Here is a 15918-nt window from a genome sequence, read left to right as displayed (position 1 = left end):
CGGCCATGAAAAAAGCCCCCGAAGGGGCTTCCACTCAAGACAAACTGCAGGCGAGTGGCTCAGTAACTGTCGCCACCGCCATAGCCGCCACCGCTGCGGCCACCATTGCCACCGCCATTGCGTGAGCCTGTGCCATACGGGCTGCGGAAACCACCCTCACTGCGGCCGCCGCCGTAGCCGCCACCGTCACCGCGGCCACCACCTCCATAGCCACCGCCGCCTTCACGGCCACCACCGTAGCCACCACCACCGCCGCCGTATCCTCCGCCACCACCGCTGCGGCCGCCGCCGTAGCCGCCGCCGCCGCCACCACCAAAGCCTCCACCACTGCGGGGCGGACGTGGTTCCATCGGGCGGGCTTCATTGACGACGATGCCACGGCCTCCCAGGGGCTGACCGTTCATGCCCTGAATGGCGGCCTGCGCTTCGGCATCGCTGCCCATCTCGACGAAACCAAAGCCCTTGGAACGGCCGGTATCGCGTTCCATCATGACCTTGGCGCTTGTTACGGCACCAAATTGACCAAAGGCCTGTTCCAGATCGCTGTCGCGCACCGAATAAGGCAGGTTGCCGACATACAGTTTGTTGCCCATCACGGGACTCCTCAAAAACACATGGATAAAGCGATGGAGTCCCGAAAACGCAGCCAGTTGATCTCAACGAAGCCTTGAGCGCGAAACCGACGGATCACCGCAGACTTTTAGGCGAGAAAAACCCCGCAAATTGAATATGTCGCACAGTTTTTGGGAAAAGGCAAGTGCTTTTACCCGCTGTGGCAGCAATGCCGCAGCCATGAAAAAAGGAGCCCTGAGGCTCCTTGTTTTCCGGTGGCAGGTGCAAGCACCTGCCGAACGGTCTTAGTAGCTGCTGCGGCCACCGCCGTAGCCGCCACCGCCGCCGCCGTAGCCACCGCCGCTGCGGCCACCGCCGTAACCGCCGCCGCCATTGCCGCCACCGAAGCCACCGCTACGGGGAGCGCGTGGCTCCATGGGGCGGGCTTCGTTGACCACGAGGTCACGGCCGCCGAAATTGGTGCCATGCACGCCTTGGATGGCGGCCTGGGCTTCGGCATCGCTGCCCATTTCGACAAAGCCGAAACCCTTGGAGCGGCCGGTGTCGCGCTCCATCATGACCTTGGCGCTGCCGACCGTGCCGTACTGGCTGAAGGTCTGCTGCAGGTCTTCGTCGCGGAAGGAATAGGGCAGGTTGCCCACGTAAAGTTTGTTGCCCATGAAGGACTCCTGAAAAAACATGAAAACGCGATGGGAGTCCGACGCAATCAACAAACCTGTGACGACTTCAAAGACGCGAAACTGACCAATCACCGCTAACTTAACTGCTTTCCTGCCGGGCAGAAAAAGCCAAGCCATTATCAATCACTTTTATGCGCCGTGCGGATATTTATTTCTAAGAAGAAATTGTTCGGGTAGAAAACGTTGTAAGAGCCTGGTTACGATCCCCTGGGAGATCGTAACCAGGCTCTCAAGGGATCCGGGAACACGTTGCGCTAAAATAGCGCCGTCTTTGGGGAGTAGCCCGCCCGGCCACACATGGCGCCGGGGGCTTGCGTCAACACACTTGGGTTCCCACAACCTATGGCGCACGCGGCTTGTGATGAGCTGGGCGAGACCATTGACTGCATGCCGATCCATTGGCCGGAGTCGGTGTGCAGTCAATGCGTTCATCGCCCATCCGGCCGGATTGGACCCCCTCCCCATGGAAGCCTTCTTTGTTTCTACCGCCATCGTCGCCCTGGCCGAGATGGGCGACAAGACCCAGTTGCTGGCACTGGTATTGGCCGCGCGTTTCCGAAAACCCTGGCCGATCGTGCTCGGTATCCTGGTGGCCACCCTGGCCAACCACGGGCTCGCGGGCGCCGTTGGCGCCTGGGTGACCACGTTCGTGGGGCCCCAGGTATTGCGCTGGATTCTGGGGGCCTCCTTCATTGCCATGGCGGTGTGGATGCTGATCCCGGACACGCTCGACGAAGGCGATGCCGACGGTTCGCCGCGCTGGGGAGTTTTTGGCACCACCCTCGTGGCCTTCTTCCTTGCCGAGATGGGCGACAAGACGCAGATCGCCACCGTCATGCTGGCGGCGCAGTACAACGCCTACCTGTGGGTGGTGGCCGGAACCACGCTGGGCATGATGCTGGCCAATGCGCCCGTGGTCTGGCTGGGCGACCGCATCACGCGCCTGGTGCCCATCCGCATCGTGCACATTCTGTCGGCGGTCATTTTCTTCGTCCTCGGGCTGGTGGCGATTTTTGCGCCGGCATGACGCGCCAGGGTCGCCGCGCGGCGACCCTTTTGGTATATTTGCCGCACGCGCCGATTTGCCACAGCTTGCGGGCGCTTAATAAATTCTGCTAAAGACCCGTCCGACACATCCCGGCCTCGTTTTTAGCGACGCCGGGTTTTTTTATGTCGTTCATTGCCACACCCCAGACCATGCATTTTCCGGAGGTGCTGCCGCTGCAAAGCGGCGCGTCGCTCCGTGACTACCACCTGGCTTACGAAACCTACGGCACCCTCAATGCCGACGCGTCCAACGCCGTGCTGGTGTGCCACGCCCTCAACGCTTCGCACCATGTGGCCGGCGTGTACGAGGGCCAGGACAAGAGCGAGGGCTGGTGGGACAACATGATCGGCCCCGGCAAGCCGGTGGATACCAACCGCCTCTTCGTGATCGGGGTGAACAACCTGGGCTCATGCTTCGGCTCCACCGGGCCCATGCACCTGCACCCGGATACCGGCGAGGTCTACGGTGCCGATTTTCCCGTGGTCACGGTGGAGGACTGGGTCAACGCCCAGGCCCGGCTGCTGGAGCGGCTGGGCATCACGCAGCTGGCCGCCGTGCTGGGCGGCAGCCTGGGCGGCATGCAGGCCCTGTCCTGGACGCTGCAGTACCCCGAACGGGTGCGCCATGCCGTGGTGGTGGCCAGCGCCCCCAACCTCACGGCCGAGAACATTGCCTTCAACGAAGTGGCGCGCCGCGCCATCGTCACCGATCCCGACTTCCACGGCGGCCACTTTTACCGCCATGGCGTGGTCCCCAAGCGCGGCCTGCGCATTGCCCGCATGATCGGCCACATCACGTATTTGAGCGACGATGTGATGAACGAGAAGTTCGGCCGCCAGCTGCGCGAAGGCCTGGATCTCAAGTACTCCACCCAGGACATCGAGTTCCAGATCGAAAGCTACCTGCGCTACCAGGGCGACAAGTTCAGCGAGTATTTCGACGCCAACACCTACCTGCTGATCACGCGCGCGCTCGATTACTTCGATCCGGCGCGCGGCCATGGCGGCGACCTCACCCAGGCGCTGGCACGCGCCACGGCCAAATTTTTGCTGATCAGTTTCACCACCGACTGGCGGTTTTCTCCCCGGCGCAGCCGCGAGATCGTGAAAGCCCTGCTCGACAACCGCCGCAGCGTGAGCTACGCCGAAATCGATGCCCCCCACGGGCATGATGCCTTTTTGCTCGATGATGCCCGTTACATGAACGTCATGTGCTCTTACTTCGATAGCATTGCAAAGGAGCTGGCATGACCGAGAAAACCACGATGCAAGCCATTGCCCGCATGGTTCCACCCGGCTCGCGCGTGCTCGACCTGGGTTGTGGCGACGGCGCCATGCTGTCCTACCTGCAACGCGAACGTGGCTGCAGCGGTTACGGCATCGAGATAGCCGATGCCAACGTGCTGGCCTGCGTGCAGCGCGGGGTGGACGTGATCCAGCTCAACCTCGACGAGGGCCTGGCCATGTTTGGCGACAACTCGTTCGACGTGGTGCTGCAGATCGACACCCTGCAGCACCTGCGCAACGCAGAGGTCATGCTGCGCGAAACCGCCCGCGTGGGGCGCACCGGCGTGGTGGCCTTCCCCAACTTCGCGCACTGGCCCAACCGCCTGTCGGTGCTGCGCGGGCGCATGCCGGTCACGCGGCGCCTGCCCTACCAGTGGTACGACACGCCCAATATCCGCGTGGGCACCTACAAGGATTTTGAGGTGCTGGCGCTCAAGAACCACCTGCGCGTGATCGATGCGTTCGGTCTGCAGGCCGGGCGCGCGGTTCGCTGGTGCCCGAACGCGCGGGCGGGCACGGCCGTGTTCCATTTCGAGCACGCCTGATGACCCCCCTCATGGCCGCCTCCCTTGCCCAACCGCTCCGTGGCGCGCCAGCTCACCTTGATGGCCATGGGCCTGATGGTGCTGCTCCGTTCGATCGGCGTTGCGTTGTCGCCAGGACACGCACCGTGCCGATGAAAGCAACCGCACCATGGCGGCGGTGGACGCGCTCACCGGCGCGGAGAACCGCCGCGCGCTGATCCGTGCGCTGGACCGCGCTGCGCCGCTCCTCCACCCCGGGGCCGCAGCAGGCCCCTCCCGATACGCGCTCCCCGCCTGGCCACGGAGAACTTGGCGCCTGCGGGCACGTTGTGGTCGAATGCGGTTTTCGCAACGCCGCAGGAGCCCGCCCATGAACGCCCGTGTCCCCTCCCAAATCCTTGAACCCGCGCTGGCGCTGGAGCGGATCGGCCAGACCTGGGACAGCGACATCCTGCGCCAGCTCACCGAATACATCGCCATTCCGGCCAAGTCGCCCACCTTTGCCCCCGACTGGGCGCAGCAGGGCCTGCTCGACACCGTGGTGCGCAATGCTGCCACCTGGGTCGGGGCGCAGAAGGTGGCGGGACTGCACCTGGAAATCGTGCGCCTGCCCGGCCGCACCCCGGTGCTGTTCTTTGAGATCGAGGCCACCGAGGCCGCTGCCACCCAGACCGTGCTGATGTATGGCCACCTGGACAAGCAGCCCGAGTTTTCCGGCTGGCGCAGCGACCTCGGTCCCTGGACGCCCAAGTACGAAGACGGCAAGCTCTACGGGCGCGGCGGCGCCGACGACGGCTACGCCGTGTACGCCAGCATTGCCGCCGTGCAGGAACTCCAGCGCCAGAACGTGCCGCACCCGCGCATCGTGGGCCTCATCGAAACCTGCGAGGAAAGCGGCTCGCACGACCTGCTGCCCTACATCGATGCCCTGCGCGCGCGCCTGGGCGATGTGGGCCTGGTGATCTGCCTGGACAGCGGCGCCGGCAACTACGACCAGCTCTGGCTCACCACCAGCCTGCGCGGCATGGCCAGCGGCACGCTCAAGGTCGAGATCCTCACCGAAGGCATCCACTCGGGCGACGCCTCGGGCCTGGTGCCGTCCAGCTTCCGCATCATGCGCCAGGTGCTCGACCGCCTGGAAGACAGTGCCACCGGCCGCCTGCTGCCCGCCAGCTTCCATTGCCAGGTGCCTGCCGACCGCCTGGCCCAGGCCCGTGCCACGGCCGCCATCCTGGGCGACGAGGTCTACAAGCGCTTTCCGTGGGCGCACTACGACTGCGGCGGCTCCACCACCTTTGCGCTGCCCACCACCACCGATCCGCTGCAGGCCCTGCTCAAGCGCACCTGGGAGCCCACGCTCAGCGTGACCGGTGCCGAGGGCTTTCCTGCGCTGCAGGACGCGGGCAACGTGCTGCGCCCCTACACCGCCTTCAAGCTCAGCCTGCGCCTGCCGCCGCTGGTGGACGCCGCCCGGGCCGTGCAGGACTTGAAGGCCCTGCTCGAAGACAACGCGCCCTACCAGGCCAGGGTCACGTTCGACGGCGGAGGCGGCGCCACGGGCTGGAACGCCCCGGCCACCACGCCCTGGTTCGAACAGGCGCTCAATGAGGCGTCGCAGGCGCACTTTGGCGCGTCCTGCGGCTACATCGGGCAGGGGGGCACCATCCCGCTGATGAACATGCTCAGTGAAGGTTTTCCGAAGGCCCAGATGATGGTGTGCGGCGTGCTCGGCCCCAAGAGCAATGCGCATGGCCCCAACGAGTTTTTGCATGTGCCCTATGCCAAACGCCTCACCGCCTCGGTGGCGCAGGTGATCGGCGCCATGGCCCGGCAGGCCGCATTGGAGGCCGCTACGGCCTGAGCACCGGCAGGACGCGCGCGCCAGCGCCAAGCGCCGTTGGTGCGCTGCCTCGCCACTCCAACCACCCCGGCAGACGGCGAGAACCTGGCAGTCCAGGACTGGCCCCTGATGGAGGGCTCACCCCGCGGCACCGTGCTGCTGGTGCATGGCCTGGGCGAGCATGTGGGGCGGTATGATGCCCTGGCGCGGCGCCTCAATGCCTGGGGCTTTGCCGTGCGGGGCTATGACCAGTTTGGCCATGGCGAGTCGGACGGGCCACGCGGCGGCCTCACCACGGCCATGCGCCTGCTCGACGATCCGGCCGACATGGTGGACGCCACCCGCGCCCGCATGGCGCCGGGCCAGCCGCTGGTGCTGCTGGTGCTGCTGGGCCACAGCCTGGGCGGGCTGGTGGCGGCGCGGTTCGTGTCGCTGCACCTGCGGCCGGTGGATGGGCTGGTGCTGTCATCGCCCGCGCTGGACCTGGGGCTCAACGCCATGCAAAAGCTGCTGCTGGCCACGCTGTCGCACCCCGCACCCAACCTACGCGTGGGCAACGGGCTCGATGCGCAATACCTCTCGCACGACCCGGCCGTGGTGGCCGCCTACCTGGCCGATCCCCTGTGCCATGACCGCATCAGCGGCCGCCTGGCCCGTTTCGTTGCCAACAGCGGCCCCGCAACCCTGGCCGAGGCAGCGCGCTGGAATGTGCCCACCCTGTTGATGTGGGCCGGGGCCGACCGACTCGTTTGCCCTGCCGGCAGCCGCGCTTTCGCCGCCGCAACACCGCCAGCCACGGTACGGGCCCACTGCTTCAGTCCCTGTACCACGAGTTGTTCAACGAATGCCTCGAACTGTCCGAGCCAGTGCTGGACATGCTGCGCCGCTGGCTGTCGCGGCAATTTCCTGTCATGAATTGAAAATATCCGGCCTTGGCGCTTGGTCCGCAAGCGCTGCCAGCTATAGGTTTGGAGCATCACAGATCCTGGCGGCTGTGCTTGGCCGCGTCTCTTTCGCCTGCATGGCAGCGTAGCAGTAGGCAATGCAATCCCTCATCCGGTCAGCCGCCGCCTCTGGCGCCCCGCCCGGAGGCTGGGTGGTCACGGCGCCACACGGCACCACGGACGCCGCCCGCTGTCAAGCCCAGCGCGTCTGCGCTCTCGTTCCTTGCCGACGCCGGGGACATGAGCGGAACGAATACCGCCGAATTAGGGTAACTCCCAGGAAAAAAGAATAACTAGTTTGATCAAAATACACGACAAATCAATAATCTCACATTAAGAGAATTTTATTCAATGAGCTACCAATTCGACTTCGGCGTGATTGCCGAGCACGGCCCCGAGCTATTGCATGGCTGCCTGCAGACCCTGCAGTTGAGCGCGCTGTCGATTGCTCTGGCCCTTGCCCTGGCCCTGGTGTTGCTGCTGGGTTTGCGCTCGTGCTACACGGCGCTGCACTGGCCCATCGTGGCGTTCATCGAGGTGGTGCGCAACACGCCCTTCCTGGTGCAGATCTTTGTGCTGTTCTTCGGTTTGCCCGTTCTGGGTGTGCGCCTGTCGCCAGCCACCGCCGCAGTGCTTGCGCTCACCCTGAACGGCGCGGCCTATGTCACCGAAATCATCCGTGGTGGCCTGGAATCCATCTCCAAGGGGCAGACCGAAGCGGGCCTCGCCCTGGCCCTTCGACCATTGCAGGTGTTTCGCCACGTCATCCTGAAGCCGGCGCTGCGTGCCATCTACCCTGCGCTGGTCAGCCAGTTCATCTTTTTAATGCTCACCTCCAGCATTGTTTCTTCCATCAGCGCCGATGAGCTCACTCATGTAGCTGCCGTGCTGGAGGGCCGCACCTTCCGCAGCTTTGAGATCTATTTCGCCGTGGCGGGTCTGTATCTGGCCATGTCCATGCTCCTGTCGGCCGTGTTCGCGTTCATCTATCGCGCCACGCTGAACTATCCCTCGCGCTGAACACCGCCATGAACAACTTCGGCCTTCCCGAAACCTTGCTGCTGGCCAAGGGCCTGCAATGGACCGTACTGCTCACACTCACCGGCTTTGTTGGCGGCGTGCTCGGCGGCTTGGTGGTGGCGCTGTGCCGCGTATCACCCCTGGTGCCATTGCGCTTGGCGACCGTTGCATTCATCGAGGTGTTTCGTGGCACGCCGCTGCTGCTGCAACTTTTCGTGGTGTTCTACGGCCTGTCGGTGCTGGGCTTTTCGCTCAGCGCCTGGACTTCGGTGGCCATCTGTCTGACGTTGAACGCCAGCGCTTTCCTGGGCGAAATCTGGCGCGGCTCGATTCAGGCGCTGCCCGGGGGGCAGAGCGAGGCCGCCAGTGCCTTGGGCTTGCACTATCTGCCCCGCATGCGCCACGTTGTCATGCCACAGGCGCTGAAAATTTCGCTACCGGCCACCGTCGGCTTTCTGGTTCAGTTACTCAAAGGGACCTCGCTGGCCAGCATCGTAGGTTTTGCCGAGCTGATGCGCAGTGGCGCCATTGTTTCCAACGCCACCTTCAATCCGCTGTTCGTCTACAGCGTGGTGGCAGCCCTTTATTTCGCTTTGTGCTGGCCGCTGTCGCTCTATGGGCGACACATGGAGAAGCGGCTGGCTGGCGCCCAACGTACGGGCTGATTTTCCCATCGCGACTTTTTCAACAAGGAGACATTCATGGTTTTTCTCAACCGCCGCAATCTGGTCCGCGCCGCCGCGCTGGCCGTCGCCACTGCCAGCCTCGTGGGCATGGCCCAGGCTCAGACCGTCGATGAAATCAAGAAGCGCGGCGTTTTGCGCGTGGGCATCCTGGCGGATCTGCCACCCTGGGGATTTGTCGGTCGCGACGGCAAACCCACGGGCTACGACGCCGACGTCGCTTCCTTGCTGGGCAAGAAAATCGGCGTGCCGGTGGAATTCATCGGAACCACCTCGGCCGCGCGCACCGCGCTGCTGATGACGGGCAAGGCCGACGTGCTGATTGCGACCGTGGGCATGTATGCCGACCGCGCCAAGGTCGTGCAGTTCACCAAGCCCTACGCCACAATGGGCATCACCGTCATCGGCAAAAAGGCGCTGCCCGTCACCAAAATGGAAGACCTGGGCAGCTACCGCGTGGGTGTGTCGCGCTCTTCCATCATGGACAACACCATTACCGCCGGCGCGCCCAAGACGGCAACCATACAGCGCTTTGACGACGAGGCCACATCCATCCAGGCGCTGGTGTCCGGCCAGGTGGACCTCATCGGCGGCAACACCACGTACTTCCAGAACATCAACAAAGCCGTGCCCAACCACTCGTTCGAGCACAAGTTCTACATCACGCGCCAGTACATGGGCATGGCAACACGGCCCGGCCAGAAAGACATCAATGTCTACCTGAACAAGTTCATCGACGAGATCACGGACAGCAGCGAGCTCAACGCGATTTACAAGAAGTACATCGGCGACGACATGCCGGCTCTGGCCGCGAGGATCGACGGCGTACCGTACTCCGTCCAGTGAGAAAGGAAAACACCGTGTCGCCAGCCGCGTCCCACCCCTCCCACACCGACACCAGCAGCGCGCCCATCATCACGATGAAGGACGTGCAGAAGTGGTACGGGTCCTACCATGCGCTGAAGAACATTCAGCTCGAGGTGCGCCGCGGTGAACGCATCGTCCTGTGTGGCCCCTCGGGGTCGGGCAAGTCCACACTGGTGCGCTGCATCAACCAGCTCGAGCGTGTGCAGTCCGGCCACATCTGGGTCGACGGTCACGACGTGGTCGGAGCCTCGGCTAAGACCCTGGACTCCGTGCGGCGTACGGTGGGCATGGTGTTCCAACAGTTCAACCTGTTCCCGCACCTGACGGTGCTGGAGAACTGCATGCTCGCGCCGCTGAAGACCGGCAAGATGAACAAGGCGCAGGCGCGCGAGACAGCATTGCGACTGCTCGACCGCGTGCACATTGGCAGCCAGGCTGGAAAATACCCGGCCCAGCTCTCCGGCGGCCAGCAACAGCGCGTGGCCATTGCCCGCGCCCTCTGCATGGAGCCCGCGGTGATGCTATTCGACGAGCCCACCTCGGCGCTCGACCCCGAGATGGTCAAGGAAGTGCTGGACACCATGATCGGTCTGGCCGACGACGGCGTGACCATGATCTGCGTGACGCACGAGATGGGGTTTGCCCGCGCCGTGGCCGACCGGGTGATCTTCATGGCCGAAGGTGAAATCGTCGAGGCTGCCCCACCCGAAGAATTTTTTACCGCGCCACGCCACGAACGCACGCGCGCCTTTCTGGGCCAGATCCTGGCCCATCACCACGCGCCGGAACCGGTGCTCTGAACCCTTGATTGCCATGAACCGCCACGTCTTCGTATTGAACGGCCCGAATCTGAATCTGCTGGGCGAACGCGAACCCCATATCTACGGCATCGAAACGCTGGACACCATCCGCGACCGCGTGCAGGCGCGCGCCGCGCAAGTCGGCCTGACCATCGATTTCCGTCAGTCCAACCATGAGGGCGTGCTGATCGATGCTATCCACGAAGCGCGCAAGAGTGCGGCCGGCATCATCATCAACCCGGCCGGCCTGACCTTTTATGCGGTCTCGCTGCTCAACGCCCTGGAAGCGTACGACGGTGTGAAGATCGAAGTGCACCTGACCAACCGTTCCAAGCGCGCCGACTACTACCACCGCAGCCTGGTCTCTTTCACCGCCGACGGCATGGTCGAAGGCCTGGGCGGCGATGGCTATGTGCTGGCCGTCGAGGCCATGGCCATGAAACTGGCGCGCAAGGCCTGAATCATGAGCCGCTTGTTCGAACCCCTGCAGGTAGGGGCCTGGCGACTGGCCAGCCGCGTGGTGATGGCACCCATGACGCGCAACCGCGCGCCCGGCGCCTTGCCCACCGCGTCCATGGCCACCTACTATGGCCAGCGTGCCGGCGCCAGCGAAGGCGCGGCGCTCATCGTGAGCGAGGCCACGGCCATCAGCCCCAGCGCCCAAGGTTATTCTGACGTGCCGGGCTTGTGGTCCGACGCGCAGGTGGCTGCATGGCACCCGGTGACCGAGGCCGTGCACGCACGCGGCGGCCATTTCGTGGCACAGCTGTGGCATGTGGGCCGTGTTTCGCACACCAGCCTGCAGCCCGATGACCAGGCTCCGGTGGCGCCGTCGGCCATCACCGCCCAGGCCCGTACCTATCTGGTGGATGCCCAAGGCCAGGGTGGCTTCGTCGAAACCTCAGCGCCGCGTGCGCTGACGGAGCGCGAGATTCACGGCATCGTCGAGGACTACGCGCACGCAGCAGCCTGCGCCCGTGCGGCTGGCTTCGACGGCGTCGAGGTGCATGCCGCCAACGGCTACCTGATCGACCAATTCCTGCGCAGCGGCGCCAACCAGCGCACGGACGCCTGGGGTGGCAGCATCGACAACCGCGTGCGTTTTCTCGTGGCGGTGACGCGCGCCATCGGCGAGCGCATCGGCGGCGACCGGGTCGGCGTGCGCCTGTCGCCAGTGACACCCACCAACGACGCCCACGATCCCGAGCCCCAGGCTCTGTTCAATGCCGCCGTGTGCGCGCTCGGCCCCCTCGGCCTGGCCTATATCCACGTGGTCGTCGGCCAGGGCCGCGGCGCCCGCGACCACCAACAGGGCGAAGCCGAATTCAGCTACGAGGCCCTGCGCGCGGCCTACCGCGAAGGCGGCGGGCGCGGCGCCTGGATGCTCAACAACGGTTACGACCTGGCACTGGCGCAGGAGGCGCTGGCCCGGGGCGACGCCGACCTCATCGCATTTGGCCGACCCTTTATCGCCAACCCCGATCTGTCGCGGCGCTGGCGCGAGCACCTGCCTTTGTCGCACGCCGAAGCCACCGTCTTCTATGGCGGGGGGGATGCCGGATACATCGACTTTCCCACCGCGGCCCCTCTTTCCGAACCCCAAAGCGCACTCCAGCCATGATCGTCGAAGAACGCATCTATACCCTGCACACGGAAGTCCAGCTCAAGGACTACCTGCACATCTACGAAGCCGAGGGCCTGGTGGTGCAAAAGCCCATCCTGGGCGGCTTCCTCGGCTATTTCCACACCGAAATCGGCACCCTCAACCAGCTGGTGCACCTGTGGGCCTACACCGACCTGGAAGACCGGCGCGTGCGCCGTGAGCGCCTGCACCAGAACGAGCAGTGGCTCGGCTGTCTGCGCAAGATCCGCCCCATGATCAAGACCATGGAAAACCGCATCATGCTGCCCACCTCGTTCTCGCCCGTGCGCACGATGCCGCTGGCGCTGCTGACCGACTGACCCACACACTCTCTCGGACACACTGCATGAGCAGCTTCGACAAGGCCCTGGCCATCTTCGACCTCTTCCGCGAGGACTGCATCAGCGTCCACGTGGAGGATGTGGTCGAGAAGCTGGATATCTCGCGCGCCACGGCGTACCGCTATCTGGCCTCGCTGAGCGAGGCCGGCCTGCTCTCGCCGACCTCGCGCGGCACCTATGTGCTGGGGCCACGCATCATCGAGCTCGACCGCATGATGCGCATCCATGACCCGCTGCTCACCGCGGGCCGCGTGGTGATGGAAGAAACCAGCCACCGGCTGGGCATGAACATGCTGCTGGCGAGCTATTACCGCGACGGCATCATGTGTGTGGACATTGCCTGGCCGGATGCCTCCATCGTGCAGGTCTACGAGCGCGGCCGGCCGATGTCGCTGTTTCGCGGCGCCATGGCCAAGATCATCCTGGCCTATCTGTCGCCCTACCAGCTGCGCAACGTCGCGCTGCACCATACCGAGGAAATCCGCGCAGCGGGCCTGGGCGCGGACTGGCCCGCTTTCCGTGCCGAGATGGCGAAGATCGCGCGCGAAGGGACCTGCATCACGCGGGGCGAGCTCTGGGTGGGCGCACTTGGCATTTCCGCGCCGGTGTTCGACCCCGATCGCAAGATTCTGGGCAGCATCACCTTCGCCATGTCGGAGGAGCGCCTGTCCGCCAGCGACGCGCAGCAGCTGCGCGCAGAGATCGTCGAAGTCTCGCAGCGCATCACGGCCCTGATCGCCGAACAGGTCGAGCAGACCGACTCCCCTGCCACCACGCCAGCCACAGGCCGCGTGGCGAACACCACCCCGACTTCCGACTGACAGGAGAAGACATTTCCATGCTCACCGCCCATACCCCCTTTCTCGCCCACGAAGGCCAGCTTGGCCCGCTGGACTCGCGCATCATCGACGTCGAGGCGCTGCCCTGGCGCGCCACGCCCACGCCCGGCGTGGACATCAAGGTGCTGCTGCGCGACGAAAAGACCGGCCTGCTCACGGCCCTGTTCCGCTGGCAGCCCGGCAGCGTTCTGGGCCTGCACGAACACATCGAGATCGAACAAAGCTACGTGCTCGAAGGCGAGTTCGAAGACGACGACGGTGTTTACACCAAAGGCAACTTCGCCTGGCGGCCACCAGGCCACCGCCATGTGGCCCGCTCGCCCAAGGGTGCGACCGTGCTGTGCTTCTTCCTCAAGCCCAACAAATTTCTGGAAGGCCCGCTGGCCGGGGAGGAGTTGAAGTGAACGACGCGCTGCAACGCCTGCTGGATCTGGAAGACATCCGCGCGTTGAAGGCGCGCTATTGCTGGGCCATCGACACCAAGCAATGGAATGCGCTGCGGGCACTGTTCAGCCCCGATGCGCGGTTCGAAGGCTTTGGTTCCGCGCCCGATGGCTCGGACGCGGACAGCTTCGTGGCCGGAGTCTCCTCGCGGCTGGCCCATGCGATCAGCGTGCACCAGTGCCACACGCCGCAGTTCGTTTTCCTTGACGCCGACCGCGTGCGCGGCGTCTGGGCCATGCAGGACCACCTGGAGTGGCCCCAACCCATCGCCCTGAAGGAAGCGCCCGAGGCACGCGGCTTCATCGGCTACGGCCATTACGAGGAAGAGTACCGCCGCATCGACGGACGCTGGCGCATGCACCTGCTGCGCCTGACGCGGCTGCGCATCGACCCGCTGCCGGTATCGCCGGCGGCCCAGCCGGCCACGTTGCGACGCGCCAGCACCGACTGGCTGGAGGCCCAAGCGTGAGACGCGCACTGGTCGTCGGGGCCAGTGGCGTCATCGGCCGGGCCATGGCCCAAGAGCTGGTGGCGCGCGGCTGGGACGTGGTCTGTGCCACGCGCTCGGGCGAAAGCGTGCCGGGCGCCAAGGGCCTGGCCGTGGACTTGCTCGACGCGGCCGCCGTCGCGGGCGCTGCGGCCGCCCTCGGCCCGGTGAGTCATCTCTTCTACGCAGCCTACCAGCCCCGGCCCTCGCGTGCCGAGGAAATCGCACCTAACCGCGCAATGCTCGACCGCTCCATCGACCTGGCCCGCGTCACGGAGCCGGCTGCCTTCCAACATGTGGTGCTGGTGACTGGCGGCAAGGTGTACGGCCTGCAGTGGGGGGCCATCAAAACCCCCGCCCGCGAGGGCGACCCGCGCAGCCTGGGTCCCAACTTCTATTTCGCGCAGGAGGACCTGCTGCGCGAGCGCGGCCCGCGCGAGGGCTGGAGCTGGACCCACCTGATTCCGCCCTTCGTCACCGGCTACTCGGACCGCGCGCCCATGAACCTGGTGATGGTGCTGGCCGTGCTCGGCAGCCTGGCCCGCGAGCTGGGGCAGCCGCTGCGCTTTCCGGGCCCGCTGGCGGCCTGGGAGTCGCTGCACCATATCGCGGATGCGGACCACATCGGCGCAGCCGCAGCCTGGGCAGCCGACAGCCACAACGCGGCGGACCAGGTGTTCAACGTGGCGAACGGCGACCCGGGCCGCTGGCAGCACATCTGGGCCGGCATCGCGCGTTTTTTCGACGTGCCGGTGGCCGACCCCGCACCCCTGCCGCTGGCGCAGGTGGCCGAGTCCCTGCAACCCGTGTGGCGCCGCATCGCCGAGCGCGAGAACCTGCGACAGAGCGATCTGATGGCCCTGGTGGACTGGGGCTGGGCAGAATACATGTTCCACACCGCGTTCGCCAAGGACGTGCTGTTCGAGACCGGCAAGCTGCGCTGCGCGGGGTTCCACGACTGCCTGGACACCGAGGCGAAGTTGCACGAACGCTTCGAGCAGTTGCGTAGCTTGCGCCTGATCCCCTGAGTTATCTGATTCTTTCTTTCCTATGAACGCACTCCACACTCCCCTGATCTTGCACGCCGACGATGCGCGCGTGCTGGTGTTCGACTCTGCCACCCATGTCGAAGCCTATGTCGCCCACTACCCGGCCGAGGCCGGCAACGTGGTGGTGGCCGCTTCCTACGCTGGCGTGCTGTGCGCGCGCATGGTCATGTCGGCCCGCCCGCGCGCAGCTATCGGGCTGGACTGCGGCATCGGCAAGGACGGCGCCGGCATTGCAGGCCTGTGGTACTACGAGGCGCTCGGCGTGCCCGCTGCTGCCGCGGACTCCATGACCGCCGAGATGGGCAACGGCAGCGACCTGTATGAAAACGGCATGATCAGCCGCGTGAACGACGCCGCCCAGCGCCTGGGCCTGGAGCCCGGTCTGAGCGTGCGCGAAGCCGTGCAGGCCCTGGTCGATGGCCAGCGTGCGCCCCACCCGTTCGACCCGGCGCGCCGCCGTGTCGTGCACACCGGGCCCGAAGGCCGCAGTATCGTGTGCACCGACTCCATCGCCTTTGCGTTGCCGGAGGACCGTGAGCGCAACGTCCTGTGCACTGCCGGCCACACTGGCCGCAGCGTGGTGGACTATTTCCGGGGCTTTCGGCCCTGGGGCTTCATCTGCTCGGACGGTGCCACCGGCAAGAACAACTCCGGCGTCAGCGCGCTCGCGGCCGTGGAGGCCGATGGCATTGCCGGCGCCTCCGTCGACGCCAACACCGCGCGCATGGGCGATGGCCAGAGCACCTATTTCGACGGCATCATCAGCGCCGCCAACGCCCTGGCCCTGGCTAAGGGCGTGCGCATGGGCCAGTCCGCGCGCGAGGCGGCACTGTGCCTGCTGTCCTGATACC

General features: G+C 65.4%; 18 protein-coding genes, 1 pseudogene and 1 riboswitch. Of the genes and pseudogenes, 17 read left to right on the top strand and 2 right to left on the bottom strand.

Translation table 11 applies throughout. The features are described 5' to 3' along the window. Positions 1-59: 59 nt before the first annotated feature. Together rbp (AC1Q5S_RS04290) and rbp (AC1Q5S_RS04285) are read right to left on the bottom strand one after the other, a co-directional pair. Entirely contained in the window at positions 60-593 is a 534-nt protein-coding gene (rbp, locus tag AC1Q5S_RS04290; protein WP_422204790.1) for an RNA-binding regulator, read from the bottom strand. 264 nt (positions 594-857) lie between these two features. Continuing rightward, entirely contained in the window at positions 858-1232 is a 375-nt protein-coding gene (rbp, locus tag AC1Q5S_RS04285) for an RNA-binding regulator (protein WP_303837575.1), read from the bottom strand. A 282-nt stretch (positions 1233-1514) separates the two neighbouring features. Beyond that, positions 1515-1698, top strand: a riboswitch (yybP-ykoY riboswitch). Positions 1699-1716: 18 nt separating this feature from the next. Here rbp (AC1Q5S_RS04285) and AC1Q5S_RS04280 point away from each other — a divergent pair. From AC1Q5S_RS04280 to AC1Q5S_RS04200, 17 genes and pseudogenes are all read left to right on the top strand, one after another. After that, positions 1717-2280 (top strand): TMEM165/GDT1 family protein, encoded by a 564-nt coding sequence (locus AC1Q5S_RS04280; RefSeq protein WP_303837577.1) that lies wholly within the window; start codon positions 1717-1719, stop codon positions 2278-2280. 143 nt (positions 2281-2423) lie between these two features. Continuing rightward, the gene (metX, locus tag AC1Q5S_RS04275) at positions 2424-3551 is read left to right on the top strand and encodes a homoserine O-succinyltransferase MetX (RefSeq protein ID WP_492238381.1); all 1128 of its coding nucleotides are present in this window, start codon (positions 2424-2426) and stop codon (positions 3549-3551) included. Then, complete coding sequence (gene metW, locus AC1Q5S_RS04270; protein ID WP_303837581.1) at positions 3548-4132, top strand: methionine biosynthesis protein MetW; 585 nt, start codon at positions 3548-3550, stop codon at positions 4130-4132. Before metX ends, metW begins: the two co-directional genes overlap by 4 nt. 349 nt (positions 4133-4481) lie before the next feature. Continuing rightward, positions 4482-5972 carry a M20 family metallopeptidase gene (locus AC1Q5S_RS04265; protein ID WP_303837583.1) on the top strand — a complete coding sequence of 497 codons (1491 nt, stop codon included), beginning with the start codon at positions 4482-4484 and terminating at the stop codon, positions 5970-5972. Positions 5973-6008: 36 nt separating this feature from the next. Further along, positions 6009-6871, top strand: a pseudogene (locus AC1Q5S_RS04260) (alpha/beta hydrolase). Between the two features lie 375 nt (positions 6872-7246). Continuing rightward, positions 7247-7915, top strand: coding sequence for an amino acid ABC transporter permease (locus AC1Q5S_RS04255; RefSeq protein ID WP_422204784.1), 669 nt, complete (start codon positions 7247-7249; stop codon positions 7913-7915). 8 nt (positions 7916-7923) lie between these two features. Further along, positions 7924-8580 (top strand): amino acid ABC transporter permease, encoded by a 657-nt coding sequence (locus AC1Q5S_RS04250; protein WP_422204782.1) that lies wholly within the window; start codon positions 7924-7926, stop codon positions 8578-8580. Between the two features lie 36 nt (positions 8581-8616). Beyond that, on the top strand, positions 8617-9444 hold the full coding sequence (locus tag AC1Q5S_RS04245) for a transporter substrate-binding domain-containing protein (protein ID WP_422204780.1): 828 nt from the start codon (positions 8617-8619) through the stop codon (positions 9442-9444). Between the two features lie 74 nt (positions 9445-9518). Continuing rightward, positions 9519-10265, top strand: a complete 747-nt coding sequence (locus AC1Q5S_RS04240) for an amino acid ABC transporter ATP-binding protein (protein WP_422204801.1) — start codon at positions 9519-9521, stop codon at positions 10263-10265. Between the two features lie 13 nt (positions 10266-10278). Continuing rightward, positions 10279-10725 carry a type II 3-dehydroquinate dehydratase gene (locus tag AC1Q5S_RS04235; RefSeq protein ID WP_422204778.1) on the top strand — a complete coding sequence of 149 codons (447 nt, stop codon included), beginning with the start codon at positions 10279-10281 and terminating at the stop codon, positions 10723-10725. A gap of 3 nt (positions 10726-10728) precedes the next feature. Next, positions 10729-11886, top strand: a complete 1158-nt coding sequence (locus tag AC1Q5S_RS04230) for an alkene reductase (protein ID WP_422204776.1) — start codon at positions 10729-10731, stop codon at positions 11884-11886. After that, positions 11883-12227, top strand: coding sequence for an NIPSNAP family protein (locus AC1Q5S_RS04225; RefSeq protein ID WP_422204774.1), 345 nt, complete (start codon positions 11883-11885; stop codon positions 12225-12227). Before AC1Q5S_RS04230 ends, AC1Q5S_RS04225 begins: the two co-directional genes overlap by 4 nt. Positions 12228-12253: 26 nt before the next feature. Then, positions 12254-13069 carry an IclR family transcriptional regulator gene (locus AC1Q5S_RS04220; protein ID WP_422204772.1) on the top strand — a complete coding sequence of 272 codons (816 nt, stop codon included), beginning with the start codon at positions 12254-12256 and terminating at the stop codon, positions 13067-13069. 17 nt (positions 13070-13086) lie between these two features. Then, positions 13087-13491: a cupin domain-containing protein gene (locus AC1Q5S_RS04215; protein ID WP_422204770.1), complete on the top strand. Its 405-nt coding sequence runs from the start codon at positions 13087-13089 to the stop codon at positions 13489-13491. Then, positions 13488-14000 carry a nuclear transport factor 2 family protein gene (locus AC1Q5S_RS04210; protein WP_422204768.1) on the top strand — a complete coding sequence of 171 codons (513 nt, stop codon included), beginning with the start codon at positions 13488-13490 and terminating at the stop codon, positions 13998-14000. The genes AC1Q5S_RS04215 and AC1Q5S_RS04210 overlap by 4 nt, the downstream gene beginning before the upstream one ends. Beyond that, positions 13997-15046, top strand: coding sequence for an NAD-dependent epimerase/dehydratase family protein (locus AC1Q5S_RS04205; protein ID WP_422204766.1), 1050 nt, complete (start codon positions 13997-13999; stop codon positions 15044-15046). Before AC1Q5S_RS04210 ends, AC1Q5S_RS04205 begins: the two co-directional genes overlap by 4 nt. Before the next feature lie 22 nt (positions 15047-15068). Beyond that, positions 15069-15914, top strand: coding sequence for a hypothetical protein (locus AC1Q5S_RS04200; RefSeq protein WP_422204764.1), 846 nt, complete (start codon positions 15069-15071; stop codon positions 15912-15914). Positions 15915-15918: the final 4 nt, after the last annotated feature.

Source organism: Acidovorax sp. GW835-FHT14B10 (assembly GCF_058793725.1).
Note: the sequence above shows the minus strand (reverse complement) of the source record. Positions and strands in the feature narration are given on the sequence as shown.